Genomic DNA, 16,347 nt, shown 5'->3' with positions numbered 1-16,347 from the left:
TCTCGTTTAAAATAGGTATCTCATCGATTGGTGCCCATTTGACCAATCCCCTGACCCAGACAAAAACGACCGAACAAACATGAATCAAACAGCTCATTGATATGGCAATACAAGCCGAGTCATTAGGGCTGGATATTTATGCCCTCGGTGAGAGCCATGAAAAAGGCTTTGTCAGCGCGGCCCATACGGTGATATTAGGCGCAATTGATCAAGCGACAACCCGTATTGCGCTCATGAGTTCAGTCACTGTGATCAGTACTCTAGATCCTGTTCGAGTTTTTGAAGATTTCGCCACCCTCGATCTCATCTCGGATGGACGCACGGATATCGTCGTGGGACGTGATTCCCATATTGGCAGTTTTGATTTATTAGGTTACTCAGCGCGTGATTATGAGGCTCTGTTTGATGAAAAACGCGATCTGCTGACCACGATCAATCAAGCGACCGCGCAGCATCAACCGATCAACTGGCAAGGTGAATTCCGCCCGGCTTTAATCGATGCACATATTTATCCCAAACCGCTGAGTGACAAACTCAACATCTGGCATGCGGTAGGTGGGCATAGCCAGAGTGCGATTGCCGCAGCAAAGCTTGGACTACTGATGATGTTAATCACACTCGCCGGCAGCTCGCTAAGTTTTAAAACCGCCATTGATGCTTATCGACAAACCGCAGCGGCGGCAGGTTATCAGGCGCAAGACATGCCAATTTGTACAACCAGCTGGTTCCATACGGTGTGCACAGTGATGAGTAGGCGATTGAAGAGTTCTATCGCTATTTGAATGGCATGATGCAAGAACTGCGTGCCGACTCAGTCAGTATTGATTTTTTACGCCAGTCACTCGCCGTTGACAATGCCATGATAATTGGCTCACCAACAACCATACTGGTCAAGCTAAAATGCCAATATCAACTTTACCGTCAGCAGCAGTTTCTGGCCCATGTGGATACCGGAGCATTACCGTATGAATTAGTCAAAAATAATATTGCGATCTTAGCCAATACGATTGCCCCACAATTGCGCGCATTTATTGCTGAAGCGTCGGTATAATCAGAATTGAGTGCAGTTTGCTGCAATAGTCCTTTTAGCTGAGTGCTTGGGTAATATCGTCAAATTACAATCAGCCTCCTGTATTATCTGAACTTCGTTAATACAGGGCAAGGCAGACAACAGCGTCTTGAAAAAACCGTCATGCTTAAGTCGTTAACCGGTGAGTCAAAGGATCGTCTGTTGATATCCTTGTCTTGTCTTGCCCAGATGTATCTCAACGATCGAGAAATTAGAATAACTTTTTTATTTTCAATTAGTTAAAGATGCAAATTTAGATTTTATTTCTTACATCAAACTTTTATTTCATAGCAAGAAAATTATTGATAAATCACTATACATAAAATATGAGCTAAAAAGGTGATATGTATTCGTTTTCTGATTGAGTGTTTTTATGGATTGAATATATTTATGCCGCTGTTTTATCTTTACCGCGCTTTTATCATCGCGCCTGAAACCAGGTACCCTGCTATTGGTGATAGTCGACGAGATTTTTCTAGCCCGCGCTCTTTTTTATGCATAGATACGGTACTTAGCGTGCCTCATTTATCCTCGCATGATATTTCTCGCTTAGGACAAATAGCGATGTATCGATGATTAAACCCGCTTGTTTAGCCGCAATCGGCCAAGGATATCCCCTAAAAATTAATCTTGCGCACATAATCGCCGCTGTTCGTAAGCTTTTACATGGGTATAAGCCAGCTGTAATGTGAGACAATCCATATTGGCGGATATCGATTTATCCAACATAAAGCCAATAATATGGTCAGCTTCAATGCGATTATGGTGTTCAATATCGCGCAACATTGATGTCGTATAGGTTGACTGCGGATCAGAAAAAATACGTTGATACAGGGTCATAAAAGCCTGACTAGGTGGATAACCATGATAACTGGCGACTTGCGCATTGTTGTCGAGTAAAGCTAAAAATTGTGTTTTCCCCGCTGGCGTTCGGACAATCTCGCCAACACTGGCACGCATCATACATGTCATCGCCGCTGCCGTAGAGAGGTGGACCAGTTTTTGCCACATCTGCTGCATAATATCGTTAACCGCGTTTATCTTAACCCCTTTGGCATGTTCAAATAACTGCTGAAACCGTTGTACGCGAGGACTCATTTCAGAAGATTGCTCGCCAAAAGTCAACTCACACCAATCATTTAAATGCACAATATCGCCTTGTTCACTCATCGTAACTTGAATTTTAGCGCTACCACCTAACACTTTTTCTGCGCCAAATCGGCTATTGAGCTGTGCTATGTGCGCGACACCATTGAGCAAGGGAATAATGGCCGTTGAATCTCCTACTGCGGGTGCGATACTCTCGATAGCGGCGGCTAAATCATACGCTTTACAGGCAAGAATAATAAAATCATACTGCGCGTTTAATTGACTTGCAGTGGTCGCCTTGACGCTGATATGGGCATCACCAAACTGACTTTTCAGGGTTAAACCGTTTTGTTGTAACTTTTTTTGTCGCGACTCGCGCACAAGAAACGTCACCGCTTGCCCAGCTTCTGCCAAACGTCCACCAAAATACCCGCCTATGCCACCGGCACCCAATACCAGCACGTTGTTGTTCTTCATAAACACTCCTTTCGCTTTGGATGATGAACTATCAGATCAGCCATCGACTCAATAAACGGCTTCTCAATCACCGCATATCACCAGCTTGATATTGTAGACCTAGTTGTCAAAAATCGTCAAATCGACCTTTTACCGGCCCTATTGATAATAGGTTTATCCTGAATAAATCAATATTGTTTATTACTGAACCGGTTGCATCGAAGTCATACTCTCGATTGACAGCGGCAAGCTGGCGCTTTTACCTCAATATTTTACGCAATAACATCCGATGAAACTGAGTGCCACTGTGTGATAAGCTACAGCTTAAAACATCGGCAAAAATTAAAAAAGCCCAATAAAAAAGCAGCTATCACTGACGCTTTGATCAATTAACCTATGATATTAATTTTTGATTTTGTGTTTTGATCTGGATGCTCTACCCAGCAACGAGGCCTCTTACCCTATCCCGGGTTGTCCTACTCAGCCACGAGTTAATCGGCCAGATAACGCCGGTCTATTAGGGTGATAAGCTATTTGATACTGCGCTGACGACTGGCGTTATGTCGATAGCAATCGGGTGTCACGCCAGCGATCTGTTTGAACATGGTAATAAAAGCGGAGACCGAGCTATATCCGACCGCAAAAGCAATATCTTGTACCGACTTACCCTGTTCGAGTAAAGAGAGACTAAACAGAAAACGCAGACGCTGACGCCACTGGTTAAAGGTGATACCCAGTTCGGTTTGACAACGACGGGCCAGTGTCCGCTCTGTGGTATAAACGCGCTTGGCCCACTCGGCCAATGTCGCGTTATCGGCAGGATTGCGCTCCAGCGCGCTAAAAATAGGCATCAGGTATTTGTCGTGACTACTGGGTAAATAGGTATGTTGCCAGGGGTCGCTCAGCAGTTGGTCAATTAATACCTGACAAAGGCGTAAATCTTGCGCTGACTGAGGTACGGTGATTTTTCGATCAAAAAATGAATCAATAATTGCATGGCTGATACCGGTTAAACTGAGTAAACAGGCCTGAGTTGGCATCATCTGACAATCATTGATATTAATCGAACGGAACCGCGTTGGCGCTTGATTATGGCTGGAATGTTGAATATGAGGTGGAATCCATAAGGCAAATCCTGACGGCGTGATAAAACGCTGCCCTGCTACATTTAAGACAAAAACCCCGGATTTCACACAGATAATCTGTCCCCAGGCATGATGATGAGTGAGATACTCGGTATTCGCATTAACGTCTTCGCTGCGAAAAAACAGCAAACTATTAGGATAAGACTCGCGTGACGCATAGCGTTGTTTTGGCTGCATGATCAATAACACTCTGGCTAGAAAATTGTCTGATTATAGCAATTTTTGTCTGCTTTTGGTGACATTAATTCACTCAGACCAGCTAAACTAGGCGCCATATTATCTTGTTTCAAAAGGATCTCGCAGATGGCTTACTTATATCCGTTGATTGCGATTATTATTTGGGCCGGCAATGCGGTGGTTAATAAACTCTCTGCGGGTGCTATTGACCCGGCAGTCATCTCTTTTTATCGCTGGTTACTGGCATGGCTCTTGCTGACACCCTTTATCTTAAAAGGGGTGATTCGTCAGCGCCAGCAAATTTATCCCTATTTAGGCAAACTATTTGTATTGGGCTTGCTCGGCATGGCGTTATATCAAAGCCTCGCTTATTATGCCGCTTATACCATCAGTGTGTTAACCATTGGCATTATGATGTCGGTTATTCCCCTATTAACCATCTTATTAAGCCTGTTTATTCTCAGAACGCCGCCCACGCTAGGCGTGCTGATTGGTAGTCTGTTATCGTTTTTCGGTTTAGTGTGGCTGGTGAGTCATGGACAGCCGATGAAACTACTCGAAATGGGGATAGGAAAAGGCGAGCTGATGATGTTTGCGGCAGCACTCTCTTATGCACTGTATGGCGTATTAACCAAAAAGTGGGCCTTGGCTATCTCCAGCTGGCACTCCGTCTATATGCAGATCATATTTGGCGCTTTGGTGCTCTTACCCGGTTTTTTAATGGCAAAAGCGTTAACCTTAAATTCGCATAATATCTGGTTAGTTCTTTATGCGGGGATTCCTGCCTCGGTTATCGCGCCTTTTGCCTGGATAGTCGGCGTATTAAAACTGGGGGCCAATAAAGCCTCGCTATTTTTAAACTTAACCCCAGTGTTTACAGCGGTGATTTCGGTGCTCTTTTTGCATGAGACTCTTTACAGCTACCACCTGATTGGCGGTAGTTTATCACTATTTGGGGTGATTTTAGCCCAGAACCTGAAATCTCCATTAGGCAAACCGCGAAAGGTCATCATCGATAGTGCTCCTCGCTGTTAATCCGCTGACAGAGCTATCTATCTTGATAGCCTGTCTGACCCAATAAAGCCTATCCTCAACGGTTAATGCGGCATAAACGATATCCGGCTATTGCTCACTGTTAGTGTGATAATCAGCGACACAGACTGATCAACAGGACTGAATCCTGCACTTTTGCACTACAATCATCATCAATAGACTCAGTTTATGAGCACTATTGCGATTTTCTCCCAGTACAAATCCACAATTCACGGCGCAATGATCAGCTGATATCAATGGGGTTAATCCCAGCCATATTGATCTTGATCAGCCCTTACAGCCCAACAGCAATAGACTCAATCAGTCCACTTAATATATTGGCGCCCAGCCTGTGGCTAGCCGCGCCAACAGACAATAAGCAAACCTTATCGCAACTGTTGATAGGCCTGCTCAGAAACCGGTTCACACCACTCATTGTGGGTGTTTTCCCCGGGTACTTCTACCGCAATATGACTAAACCATGAATCGGCCTTAGCGCCATGCCAATGTTTGACGCCTGCGGGGATGGTGATAACCGATCCTGGTTCAAGACTGATCGCCGGTTTGCCAGCTTCCTGATACCAGCCACTCCCCGCCGTGCAGAGTAGAATTTGTCCGCCCCCTTTTGTGGCGTGATGAATATGCCAATGATTGCGGCAACCTGGTTCAAAAGTAACGTTAGCTAGAAATACACAGACTTGAGTCGGATCGGTTAATGGCTGAAGAAACGAGTGTCCCTGAAAGTACTGCGCATAAGCGGTATTCGCTGCGCCAGTACCAAAAACATTGGCTTGTTCAAATTCTGCTGGTTCGATAATCTTCATAGTTATTGTTCTCATACTCATTAGGGTTTAAAGCGCGCCGACCACACGATGTGGCGTATAAGGTTCCTCAAGATAATCAATATCTTGTTGTGAGAGCGACACCCGCAGTGCGCCGACGGCATCATCAATATATTTGCGCTTAGTTGCACCAATGATCGGTGCTGTCACACCTTTTGCCAGTTGCCATGCCAGTGCGATCTGTGTCATGGTGACACCATAGGTTTCTGCCAGCTCATGAGCTCTACGCACAATATCGGCATCAGTGGTTTGCGTACTATCATATTTAGCGCTAGCGGTTTTATCTGTTTGACTACGTAAAGTCTCTGATTGCCACGCCAGACGCGACAGTCTACCTGCCGCCAGTGGGCTATAGGGCGTCAAAGCAATATGCTGTTGCTGACAAATCGGGATCAGCTCTCGTTCATCTTCACGATAGAGTAAATTGTAATGATTTTGCATTGAGACAAACGGCGACCAGCCGCCGCGCTCAGCGGCCAGCTGCATATTGTAAAACTGATAACCATACATGGCCGAGGCGCCTAATGCGCGCACCTTACCCACTTTGATCAGGTTGTCCAGTGCCGCCATGGTCTCCTCTATCGGCGTATGATGATCAAAACGGTGGATAATATAGAGATCCACATAATCGGTGCCTAGCCTTTGCAGCGAAGCATCAATCTCCCGCTCAATCGCCGCTTTACCGAGATGACCTTCATTAAAGTAAACCTTGGTGGCGATGATGACTTTGTCACGGGCGACGCTCTTTTTCAGTGCCCGTCCCAGATAGGTTTCACTGGTTCCCGCCGAATAAACATTCGCTGTATCGAAAAAATTGACGCCTAAATCAAGCGCATGTTTAATGATGGTTTCACTCTCGGCAGGATTGAGGGTCCATGCATGCATTTCACTGGCCGGATCACCAAAGCTCATACACCCCAAACAAAAACGTGATACGCTTATATCCGTATTACCCAATTTGATATACTCCATATCGCCTCCATACAATCAGATTAATCGATCCAAATCGCTTTTGCCATCCGAAAAGCCGCCCAGGCTTTTGGCCATCCGACATAAAATGCGGCCTGCGTAATTATCTCAACAATCTCCTGCTTGGTAATACCGTTGGTTTTAGCGGTTTGCAAATGATACTGTAACGCGCTATCTAAGATACCACTAGCCAGTAACGCAGTAACAGTCACCATACTTCTGTCCCGGGCCGAGAGCTGCTTTTCTCTGGACCAGACTTGACCAAACAGAACATCATCATTAAGCTGAGCAAATTGGGGGGCAAACTCACCGAGGGCGTCTCGGCCTGCCGTCACCTTTTCCATCGTTATTCTCCTTCAGAATGATAGCTATGGTACACATCATTTATATCTACGCAGTTGAGCATGCGTATAGCGCTAGCGGTTATTGCTATTTCAGCCGATACCAGAACAATCAATATACTTTCGATTGCTGATATGCCGGGCTTAGTATGCGCTTTTGGCATGAACCATGCTTACTTGTCAGTATCAGCAGTATAAATTCACTGCTTAAACATGTAAAATAGTTATATTTTATGACTTATCATACGTAAAAAGCATACATAAAAAGCAAAGATTAACTCACGATAGCTTACTGAGGTCGCTTAAAGATATCGTCTAAAAATGTCGTTTAAAGCTGCTGTTGAGAGCTATCTTTAAAGAAAGGACAAGGAGAGCATCATGGATATTAAAGCACTGCGGGCTTTTTTAGTGCTGGCCAGAGAACAGAGTGTAACAGCGGCGGCAAAGTATTTACATCTGACCCAACCCACATTATCCAGACAACTCAGTGAGTTAGAAACGCAGCTCGGCAGTGTACTCTTTATCCGCAGTAAACGCGGTATTACCCTGACGCAAGCGGGGTTACGCTTACGCAAACGCGCCGAGGAGATACTCGAGCTGGTGAACAAAACTGAGGCGGAATTTTCGAGCACCAACAACCTCATCAGCGGCGATATTCACATTGGCGGCGGAGAAACCTATACCATGGGACTTATCGCCGATGTTATCTGCGATTTACAAAAAGACTATCCACAGATACGCGTACATATCTTTAGTGGCGATAGTCTCAAAGTGGCCGAGTCAATTGATCGAGGCTTATTAGATTTTGGTCTATTGATTGAGCCGGCCAACATCAGTCACTATGAGTCCAGGCGAATACCGGTAACAGATACCTGGGGCGTATTAATGCGCAAAGATTGCCCACTCGCTAAGCAGCAAACCGTTCAGGCAGAAGATTTATGGCCGTTACCACTGATGATGTCTAAACGAAAAAATGTGGCGGACAGTCTGGCACGTTGGTTAAAACGGGATCTTGCCAAACTCAATATTATCGCCACTTATAATTTAATTTTTAATGCCACGTCCATGGTGGAAAAAGGCATGGGATACGCGTTATGTCTTGATAAGCTGGTGAATACCAGTGGAGACAGTCCACTCTGTTTTCGGCCTTTGACGCCACGCTTAGAATCTCATGTGGATATTGTCTGGAAAAAGTATCAGATCTTTTCAAAACCTGCCGAACTATTCTTACAGCGCTTAAAAGCAGCCTTTATGGAGTAATAACCATCACGATAATCATACGCAAACGTGCACTCAGAGAACACATTGCGAATCAGTAGACAGTCTGAATTTAGCGAAACGATATTGGTCAGTTCAGTGCGCGCGAAGTTAACGAATCAGGGCAAGATTGCGCTTAGATCATCTCAGCTGCTGCCTGCAAAAAAGAGGACAGCTATGACAGCAACACTCATCCAAGGAGAGATAAAGCGTATTTGCCATAACTGCCTACTATTTTAGGTCTTTATTGAGGGTAATTGACCTCACGTTGCGTATGTCGAGCCCCGATACAGCCGGCAACCGCACTCAAAATAGCGCCAAGGATAAAAGCAAAGAAAGTCCACAGGGTTAATTTAGCGGTTTCAGATGCAATCTGTGCCGCTTTCTCTTTCGCTTGCTCTTTTAACTGTTCATATTTCGCCTGTGCTTTTTGTAACGCTTGCTGCGCATCATCTAAACGATCTTGCACGGTTTGTTTGATTTTATCGCGCGCAGCTAGATAGTTATCCACCACTTTTTCAGCTTCCTGCTTATTCATATCACTATTTTTTTGCAGCGCATCGACAACCGATTGTTTATCAATATCACCAGTGATGCTATCAAGGCGGGTTTTTAGCTGTTTATGCAAATTAGCGAGCACCTCATCCGTATCAGTAGGATCCATTGCAATACTTTTTATGGCACTTTGTAGATCTTTAGCTGATTGATCTAGCTGTTTTTGTAGATAATCAGGTTGAAGTGTCTCAATACCCGTCTCTTTCAGTGCTGTTTTGACATCATTTTTCATATCAATATTATTGATATCCGTATCAATATCAATTTTTGAAAAGGTATTTTTGAAAGCGTCACCGGCGCCGGCAATAGTTTGCCCCACCGCCGAAGCGCTGCCCGAAACGAGCTCTTTGGCCGTTGAGCCTGCCATACTCACCGCACTACCCGCCATCTTAATAATGCCGATACCAAGCACGGCAGTGAAAATGGAATAAACCACCAGCGTGGTTGCCCAGACCAAAAAGCCATGGATTGCCCCGGTGCTGGCTGCCAGTCTTCCTGCTACATAGCCGCCTAAAAACAGACTAATCATAAATGACAGGACGCTCCACAGGATAAATGCCATACTCACACCATGCGTTGGATCACTGGACTTAGGATCAATCATCGCCAAACCGATACTGGTCCCTAATAAAGATAGTAATATCGACACCGCTATCACGGTAAACAGCCCCGCGATAATGCTCCCCCAAGATATTCGTTTGCAATCTATTCTCATTGTCATCTCCTGTTTAGAATTTTAAATAAATAACCTTTTAGAGATTTGTTATTTTTCTAAAAGATTGGTCGAAAATTAATATCTGCTCTCATACGCTGTTAGACTTAAAAACGCATGCAATCGACGCAAAATCGATTATATGCCTTCATCTAAAGGCTATTTATTCTGTTTATCGTTAAGCACAATGGTTACCACCCGTCACACCAAAAACCTCCGCCGTAATATAACTAGACTCTTGTGAGGCTAGATATACATACAGACTGGCCAACTCGACTGGCTGACCACTGCGGCCAAGGGGGGTACTCATCCCAAATTCAGGAATCGCGGTTTGCGGCTGACCGCCACACACTTGTAAGGGCGTCCAAATCGGCCCTGGTGCCACAATATTGACGCGGATTCCTTTTGACGCGACCTGTTTGGCTAATGCACGACTAAACGCGATAATCGCGGCTTTAGTTGAGGCATAGTCCAGTAATATCGGGCTAGGCTGATACCCTTGAATCGATGAGGTAGTAATAATACTGGCGCCTTTTGGCAGCAATGGCAGTGCCGCTTTTATCGTCCAAAACAACGAGAAGACATTGATGGCGAAGGTTTTTTCTAGCTGCTCGGTGGATAAATTCAGGATATCATCAACCGCCTGCTGTTTACCGGCGACTAAAGCCAGAATATCTAAACCGCCCAGCTGTTGATGTGCCTGTTTAACCATCTGTTGGTTAAACGCCTCATCACTCAAATCACCCGGAATCAGAATCGCTTGACGACCTTCCGCTTTGATTAACGCCGCGACTGCTTGCGCATCGCTCTCTTCTGCTGGTAAATAATTCAACGCGACATCGGCGCCCTCTCTGGCATAAGCAATCGCGGCAGCACGACCAATACCTGAGTCGCCTCCTGTCACCAACGCTTTACGACCCGCTAATCTTGCCGAACCACGATAGCTTTTTTCACCACAATCCGGTATTGGCTGCATGGTTGACTGTAAACCAGGGACCGGTTGTGGCTGCTGTGGATACTTATCGTGATAAAATTGCGTTTGCGGATCTTGCATCTGATAGATATCTTGTTTTGACATAGTCCGATCACCTTGCACTAGGTTAACGTGAATTCGCCGCAGAGATAACCATATACTATGCTCGTTATCCAGCAGCGATATCTACTTGCCTCATCTCATATTAAGCTGGCACCTCAGCCACATGGGCTTCCCGTGCCCATACACGATGAAACGTCATTTTATCCAATAGCTGCTGAGCAAGTTTTGCTGCATCATCGGTGATTAGCACCCCTTCATCGATATTTAACTGATCACGCTCAAATAACTTCTTGGCATCCGCCTGTAGGCCTATCGCTTTTAAATGTTTATAGGCTTGTAACAGATAATAACGGGCATTGCCATCAGCCAGTAACGTATCAATATTGCCGTTACCACTCGGAACAATCACTGCATCGACCAAGACAGATGGGTTACCTTCAATCGTACCATCGACTTTTAACTGTTCGCCCTGCTGCGTATTGATCATCCCCATATGCGGGGCAAGTAACATCGGATAGACATGTGCATGCATAAAGGCTTGTTTAATGGCATTAACTGATTCACCGCAAACGCCATCCGCCGCAAGAATCGCGACTTTCCGCGCCGTCACTGGCATAGCACCACGGGCATATAAGCTCAAGCTTGGATCGGTTTTCAGGCCATTGATGTGCTGCGGCATCGCTCTGGATTGCTGCACTTGACTCAGTGTAATCCCCAAGTTCTTCGCCACTGCTTTGGCCAGCTCCGTATCGACGCGTGTTAACAGATCCACAACGCGTTCTCTGATATAAGGCCGGCCAACTTTACTTAACTCAAAACTAAACGCGGCAATAATGTGTTGCTGTTCGACTTCAGTTTGGCTCAACCAAAACAGGCGCGGCTGGGCATAGAAGTTCACATAAGTATCACTTCTTTGCCTGACTTTCTCGCCTTGCACTGGCTGAGGATAGGTATCAAATCCACCGGCACTTGACGCTTGCGGTGCTTCTCTGGGCCAGTTGTTATTGATAGAGTTTGGCTCATAATTGGCCGGATTAGTCGAAATTTGCGTTTGGCTATAGCCATCTTGCAAATGATGATGGAAAGGGCATACCGGTCTGTTGATTGGAATTTGATTAAAATTAGCGCCGCCTAAACGGTGCAGCTGGGTATCGGTATAAGAGAAGGCGCGGGTTTGCAGCATCGGATCATCGGAAAAATCGATCCCCGGCACAATATTAGACGGACAAAAAGCCACCTGCTCGGTCTCGGCAAAATAGTTATCAGGATTACGGTTCAAGACCATTTTCCCCACTTTTTGCACGGGCACTAAAGCTTCCGGAATAAACTTGGTCGCATCTAAATAATCAAAATCAAATTGGTCAGCCTCGGCTTGAGTAAAGATTTGTAAGCCGAGCTCAAACTCGGGATAATCACCGGCTTCGACCGACTCCCATAAGTTTTTACGATGAAAATCAGGATCACGCCCCATAATCACCTGTGCCTCATCCCAAAGCAGTGAACATGCACCCGCGAGCGGCTTCCAGTGGAAACGGACAAAATGAGACTCACCCTGTTGATTAATCAGCTTATAGGTATGTATCGCAAACCCTTCAATATTGCTGTAACTACGTGGAATACCTCGGTCGGACATCACCACCATCACATTTTGCAGCGTTTCAGGTTGTAAAGAGACGTAGTCCCAAAAACTATCGTGGGCACTTTGCGCTTGCGGTACTTCATTGATGGGTTCAGGTTTAATCGCGTGCACAAAATCAGGGAATTTCATGCCATCTTGAATAAAGAAGGACGGCGTATCGACACCAACGATATCAAAGTTTCCTTCCTGCGTATAAAATTTAGTGGCAAAACCGCGCACATCGCGTGCCGTATCAGCCGATCCTCTTGAACCCTGCACCGTTGAAAACCGAACAAAAACCGGCGTTTTCACACTGGTGTCATTTAAAAAATTGGCTTTGGTATAGCGCTGCTGTGATTGATATAGTTCAAAATAGCCATGTACACCAGCGCCTCTGGCATGAACTACGCGTTCAGGAATACGCTCACGATCGAAATGGATCATTTTATCTCTAAAGATGAAATCCTCAAGTAAAGATGGTCCCCTGACGCCTGCCGATAAGGTATTTTGATTATTGGCTATTTTGACGCCTAAACTGGTGGTCAGTGCTTGTTGATTATCATCACAACGTACCTGTTCAAGTTGTTCCAGTTTGGCATTGATATTTTTTGGCAACTTTTTCGAACCCGGCGCATAAGGCTCCTGTCCGGGATAGGTATGTTTAGCCGAGGGTTGAATCTGAACATCTGGTGGTGCCACGTCATCAACATGTGGTTCAACAGCACGTTGATCGGGCAAAGGGGCCGTATGATTATCCTTTTCCATAACGCAAATCCTTATCTTAATACTGACAAAAAATGATGAAGAATCAATGCTCATCAATGAGCAGGTATAACCGCATAAAACATGACTCAGCAAACCATCCGCGCAGATGTTATATTGAGCCCATGCAATACGTCATTTATCACTATCATTATGATATGTTTAAAATTTTAAGTGAGTTTTGGTAACCTAGCATATTTTCATAGGCAAGGCAAAAGCTGGGGGATTTGGTGCGGGTCTCGGGTAAAAGCTTATTTGGCTATACTCCTAAATAGATCGGCGCATTAATACTTCATTGATTATTTTCTGATTATTTTCTGATCGTTTTCCAATCGCTTTCTGATTTTTTGCTGAATAGGATATCCCTAAATAGCGCAATAGCGACATCATATTTATCATTTCCTGCGCAATAATGAGGCTGATGTCTGGCTAATGAGCGGCTCACCGTCACCCACCCGGTTATCAACCCGCCTTTAGGCACAGGATAAAGTGGCTCATTATTGGCGCTCAATACCCCCCAAATGGCTAGCTTAAAATAATATTTCTGCTCAATCGGTATCCACCATTGTCGGGACTTAAACATCAGTAAGCCTATAGATGACGGCTCACCTTCTGCACTAACGTTACGGTAAAGATTCCCCATTCATCAATCCGCTGGGCCACTTTATGAAAACCGGCAATAGCCAGTAGTTGATCGATTTCAAGTTGATGCCGACGCCTTAATGTCCAAGCTTGACCATCTTTATGACTAGACAATACGCGGGCCATAAATTCTAAATTAGGATTCCATATTTTCGTAGTGACAATGAAAAACCCGCCCACGGCTAAGGCTTGTGCGACCCCTTTTAAAGAACGTATGACTTGTACATTGTTGTCAAATAGCTCATAAAAACCAGAGGCAATCGCGATAGTTCGGTCCTGAGGTAAAGCGGCCAGTGAAGTCTCATCAAAGGCATCCCCCCATTCAAAACTGACCTGCGAGCTAAGTTGCTGCGCCTCTAAGGTAGACAAGCCTTGCTGCACATTCGCCGTTACAAAATCACGCAGTAATACATGATCAATATGGCAGCGATGTTGTTTGATAAAATCAAGCAGATAATGGCCATTACCCGCTGCAATATCGAGTATCTTAACGGGTTGATGATTGGCTTGTAAATACGTTATCGCGATCAATAATAAGGCTTCAAGATGGACTTTACGCTGTCTGACACTTTGCCAACTGCGATGATTGAGATAAATTTTATCTAATCGTTTTCCCAGCCAATGACAACCTGTCGGCCTATTTTGATAAATATAATCCAGTGAAAGACCAGAATCAAAACCATGAGTAAGTCCAATTTGAATACCGGTTGAGAACACGCCAACATGCTTGAGTAAGGCGCGGCTAAGGCGCCATTGCAGACGTTTCAACCAATGCCTTTCCGGCGCAACAAGCTGGTCGAACTCTTGTTTAGTGATACCATGTTGATCGGCATCGAACAGTAACGGTAGCGTCGAGTGAGTCGGCATCAGTTCGTCGATAACCAACCGGATTCTATCGGTGAGCAGCTGTCGATTGATCTTAAGCCGCTGAGACGAAAACCGGTTTATCCGTTTATAACGACTGCCTAACTGATTAAAAAAATCATACTGCGCCTTGAGTACCGACGACGAGGCTTGCTCATTGATGAGCATAACAATTGGCATATAGATTGCTGCGGCGTCAAATCGTATGCGCCGGACCATTTCGCTAAGTTGCTCCCGGCTCTCTCGGCTCAATATTGTCGACGGGCTCCCTTTACCACCGGCCAGTAATCGTTGTCGAGGGCGAATTAAAGCCGACCTGCACAGGTCATGTGGTTGAGGATAACCTTTAGCATCGCCGCCAGACTGCCACCAGTGCGGAAAGCGCAATAGCGGATTGACTAATATTGCCGCTTTTAGCTGTGGCGCATAATCATGCAACCAAGCGGCGATGACTAAGGCGGCAATATCCTCTCCGACGATAATCATCTGATGTAAAGGTATCTGATAGATAAGTTTGATTTGTGTCACAAACTCATCGATATCGCGTACCCAAACGGCGGGATGCAGACAAGCCTGATTGGTGGCCGATACTGACGTCCTTAGACACAGGCTAAAAATCTGATGACAAGGTAGCCGTAAATCAGCCACTAATCCGCCCATATAATGTTCTGGCTGGCCAGCATGGCGGAGTAACACAATAGCCGGATGCGGCTGACTCCCCTCATCGGCTGACCAGTATTGATAATGTAATGGTGTCCCATCAAAACACGTCAAGACAGCTCTCTGCTCGATTCTCATCGCTATTTTCGCCACCGATTTAGCTGATTATTAAGCCTGAGCATCGTCGATGGTCTGCTTGATTTTGGCCCGCAACATCGGCTCCCATTGGTTATCCCAATGTTCAACAAAATATTTGATTTTGGGTAAAATATCGGCTGATTTGGCATTAAAACCTTCACTGACTAAGCCTCGATAATTAGGTAGTCGTGCTCGAATTTGTTTTACCGTCACCTCGATACCGAGCATTCTGGCCACATAAAGCGTGGCGACCGTGACGCGATGCGTCAACAGATCAGCTTCAGCTTCGTACTGCTTGATGCGTTCCTTGCTCCACAACGGTTCATGATAGATTTTTTCATAGGTTTCAATCGATACACTGCAGTGTTCCATCTCTTCAGCATAGTGATAGCCGAGTAAATAGAGGACACCCAGATTTTCAGACATATCCATCATCACATCAAGTTTGCCATGATCAATTAAGTTCTCATAAAATGAGAAACTAGCCATACACACTTCCGTTTCAAAGGTCGCGATGGTTCTTAATGCCTCTTTAAAATAGGGACTATCCAGCGTCTTACCCATCTGTTCATCTTGAATTAGACCGGCAATATTGGGCTCAACAAACTCTTTATAGGTCACATACATAAAGTCATAAACACGCGGATGATATTTTTCTCGGGACGGTGCGGCGTAGTTTTTGGCCATAAACCTATTTAAGTTTTTATGTGCCGCTGCATGTCGTCTTTCTTGGGCAATAAAGACTGGAAAGCGATCATCTTCATACTCGGTGCCTTTAACAAATCGATCATAAAAACCACTGACTTTTTCACCATAAAACTCAAAAAACTCCAGTAGATATGACGTCCCTAAACCGATCAATGACATGACATTATCAGGTATCCAAAGGTGTTTAAAATCATCATTTAAATTCATGACGGCAAACACGTCTTTCGGCACTGTTCTGGTTTTTAATTGCATATTTTTTCCATCCTTAGAAATAA

At 45.0% G+C, this 16,347-nt stretch carries 15 protein-coding genes; 4 read left to right on the top strand and 11 right to left on the bottom strand.

All coding sequences use genetic code 11. From position 1 onward, the window contains the following. The first annotated feature begins 83 nt into the window (after positions 1 to 83). Both RHO15_03430 and RHO15_03425 read left to right on the top strand, forming a co-directional pair. A complete protein-coding gene (locus tag RHO15_03430; GenBank protein WVD64966.1) occupies positions 84 to 782 on the top strand; it encodes an LLM class flavin-dependent oxidoreductase in 699 nt (232 codons plus the stop codon). A gap of 5 nt (positions 783 to 787) precedes the next feature. Further along, the gene (locus tag RHO15_03425; protein ID WVD64576.1) at positions 788 to 1,051 is read left to right on the top strand and encodes a hypothetical protein; all 264 of its coding nucleotides are present in this window, start codon (positions 788 to 790) and stop codon (positions 1,049 to 1,051) included. A 642-nt stretch (positions 1,052 to 1,693) separates the two neighbouring features. On the opposite strand, the gene RHO15_03420 is transcribed toward RHO15_03425, so the two are convergent. Further along, positions 1,694 to 2,635 carry a ketopantoate reductase family protein gene (locus tag RHO15_03420; GenBank protein WVD64575.1) on the bottom strand — a complete coding sequence of 314 codons (942 nt, stop codon included), beginning with the start codon at positions 2,633 to 2,635 and terminating at the stop codon, positions 1,694 to 1,696. A 509-nt stretch (positions 2,636 to 3,144) separates the two neighbouring features. Next, complete coding sequence (locus RHO15_03415) at positions 3,145 to 3,936, bottom strand: helix-turn-helix transcriptional regulator (protein ID WVD64574.1); 792 nt, start codon at positions 3,934 to 3,936, stop codon at positions 3,145 to 3,147. Between the two features lie 126 nt (positions 3,937 to 4,062). On the opposite strand from RHO15_03415, the gene RHO15_03410 reads away from it, so the two are divergent. Next, entirely contained in the window at positions 4,063 to 4,971 is a 909-nt protein-coding gene (locus tag RHO15_03410) for a DMT family transporter (GenBank protein ID WVD64573.1), read from the top strand. A gap of 383 nt (positions 4,972 to 5,354) precedes the next feature. Here RHO15_03410 and RHO15_03405 read toward each other — a convergent pair whose 3' ends face one another. From RHO15_03405 to RHO15_03395, 3 genes are read right to left on the bottom strand one after another with little or no spacing between them, the layout of a single operon-like run. Further along, the gene (locus tag RHO15_03405) at positions 5,355 to 5,792 is read right to left on the bottom strand and encodes a cupin domain-containing protein (protein ID WVD64572.1); all 438 of its coding nucleotides are present in this window, start codon (positions 5,790 to 5,792) and stop codon (positions 5,355 to 5,357) included. Positions 5,793 to 5,819: 27 nt separating this feature from the next. Further along, on the bottom strand, positions 5,820 to 6,782 hold the full coding sequence (locus RHO15_03400; protein WVD64571.1) for an aldo/keto reductase: 963 nt from the start codon (positions 6,780 to 6,782) through the stop codon (positions 5,820 to 5,822). A gap of 20 nt (positions 6,783 to 6,802) precedes the next feature. Further along, complete coding sequence (locus tag RHO15_03395) at positions 6,803 to 7,123, bottom strand: carboxymuconolactone decarboxylase family protein (GenBank protein WVD64570.1); 321 nt, start codon at positions 7,121 to 7,123, stop codon at positions 6,803 to 6,805. 375 nt (positions 7,124 to 7,498) lie between these two features. Between RHO15_03395 and RHO15_03390 the strand changes: the two genes are divergently transcribed. Then, positions 7,499 to 8,380 (top strand): LysR family transcriptional regulator, encoded by an 882-nt coding sequence (locus RHO15_03390; protein WVD64569.1) that lies wholly within the window; start codon positions 7,499 to 7,501, stop codon positions 8,378 to 8,380. A gap of 241 nt (positions 8,381 to 8,621) precedes the next feature. Here RHO15_03390 and RHO15_03385 read toward each other — a convergent pair whose 3' ends face one another. The 6 genes from RHO15_03385 to RHO15_03360 all read right to left on the bottom strand — a co-directional run bounded on the left by RHO15_03385 (position 8,622) and on the right by RHO15_03360 (position 16,324). Beyond that, the gene (locus RHO15_03385) at positions 8,622 to 9,647 is read right to left on the bottom strand and encodes a hypothetical protein (protein ID WVD64568.1); all 1,026 of its coding nucleotides are present in this window, start codon (positions 9,645 to 9,647) and stop codon (positions 8,622 to 8,624) included. A 175-nt stretch (positions 9,648 to 9,822) separates the two neighbouring features. Further along, complete coding sequence (locus RHO15_03380; GenBank protein WVD64567.1) at positions 9,823 to 10,722, bottom strand: SDR family oxidoreductase; 900 nt, start codon at positions 10,720 to 10,722, stop codon at positions 9,823 to 9,825. 100 nt (positions 10,723 to 10,822) lie between these two features. Continuing rightward, positions 10,823 to 13,063, bottom strand: coding sequence for a catalase HPII (katE, locus tag RHO15_03375; GenBank protein WVD64566.1), 2,241 nt, complete (start codon positions 13,061 to 13,063; stop codon positions 10,823 to 10,825). 307 nt (positions 13,064 to 13,370) lie between these two features. Further along, positions 13,371 to 13,643, bottom strand: coding sequence for a hypothetical protein (locus RHO15_03370; GenBank protein ID WVD64565.1), 273 nt, complete (start codon positions 13,641 to 13,643; stop codon positions 13,371 to 13,373). A gap of 8 nt (positions 13,644 to 13,651) precedes the next feature. Continuing rightward, a complete protein-coding gene (locus tag RHO15_03365; GenBank protein WVD64564.1) occupies positions 13,652 to 15,340 on the bottom strand; it encodes a class I SAM-dependent methyltransferase family protein in 1,689 nt (562 codons plus the stop codon). Between the two features lie 54 nt (positions 15,341 to 15,394). Beyond that, complete coding sequence (locus RHO15_03360) at positions 15,395 to 16,324, bottom strand: metal-dependent hydrolase (GenBank protein ID WVD64563.1); 930 nt, start codon at positions 16,322 to 16,324, stop codon at positions 15,395 to 15,397. Positions 16,325 to 16,347: the final 23 nt, after the last annotated feature.

The sequence above is a fragment of the Orbaceae bacterium lpD01 genome (assembly GCA_036251705.1).
GTDB classification, from domain to species: domain Bacteria; phylum Pseudomonadota; class Gammaproteobacteria; order Enterobacterales; family Orbaceae; genus Utexia; species Utexia brackfieldae.
The sequence above is the reverse complement of the archived record's forward strand: the minus strand, read 5'-3'. Positions and strand labels throughout refer to the sequence as shown.

What these genes read in the sequence shown, in the direction of transcription:
- RHO15_03425 (WVD64576.1), top strand. Translation starts at nt 788, where the DNA reads ATGATGCAAGAACTGCGTGCCGACTCAGTCAGTATTGATTTTTTACGC.
- RHO15_03420 (WVD64575.1), bottom strand. Translation starts at nt 2,635, where the DNA reads ATGAAGAACAACAACGTGCTGGTATTGGGTGCCGGTGGCATAGGCGGG.
- RHO15_03415 (WVD64574.1), bottom strand. Translation starts at nt 3,936, where the DNA reads ATGCAGCCAAAACAACGCTATGCGTCACGCGAGTCTTATCCTAATAGT.
- RHO15_03410 (WVD64573.1), top strand. Translation starts at nt 4,063, where the DNA reads ATGGCTTACTTATATCCGTTGATTGCGATTATTATTTGGGCCGGCAAT.
- RHO15_03405 (WVD64572.1), bottom strand. Translation starts at nt 5,792, where the DNA reads ATGAAGATTATCGAACCAGCAGAATTTGAACAAGCCAATGTTTTTGGT.
- RHO15_03400 (WVD64571.1), bottom strand. Translation starts at nt 6,782, where the DNA reads ATGGAGTATATCAAATTGGGTAATACGGATATAAGCGTATCACGTTTT.
- RHO15_03395 (WVD64570.1), bottom strand. Translation starts at nt 7,123, where the DNA reads ATGGAAAAGGTGACGGCAGGCCGAGACGCCCTCGGTGAGTTTGCCCCC.
- RHO15_03390 (WVD64569.1), top strand. Translation starts at nt 7,499, where the DNA reads ATGGATATTAAAGCACTGCGGGCTTTTTTAGTGCTGGCCAGAGAACAG.
- RHO15_03385 (WVD64568.1), bottom strand. Translation starts at nt 9,647, where the DNA reads ATGAGAATAGATTGCAAACGAATATCTTGGGGGAGCATTATCGCGGGG.
- RHO15_03380 (WVD64567.1), bottom strand. Translation starts at nt 10,722, where the DNA reads ATGTCAAAACAAGATATCTATCAGATGCAAGATCCGCAAACGCAATTT.
- katE (WVD64566.1), bottom strand. Translation starts at nt 13,063, where the DNA reads ATGGAAAAGGATAATCATACGGCCCCTTTGCCCGATCAACGTGCTGTT.
- RHO15_03370 (WVD64565.1), bottom strand. Translation starts at nt 13,643, where the DNA reads ATGTTTAAGTCCCGACAATGGTGGATACCGATTGAGCAGAAATATTAT.
- RHO15_03360 (WVD64563.1), bottom strand. Translation starts at nt 16,324, where the DNA reads ATGCAATTAAAAACCAGAACAGTGCCGAAAGACGTGTTTGCCGTCATG.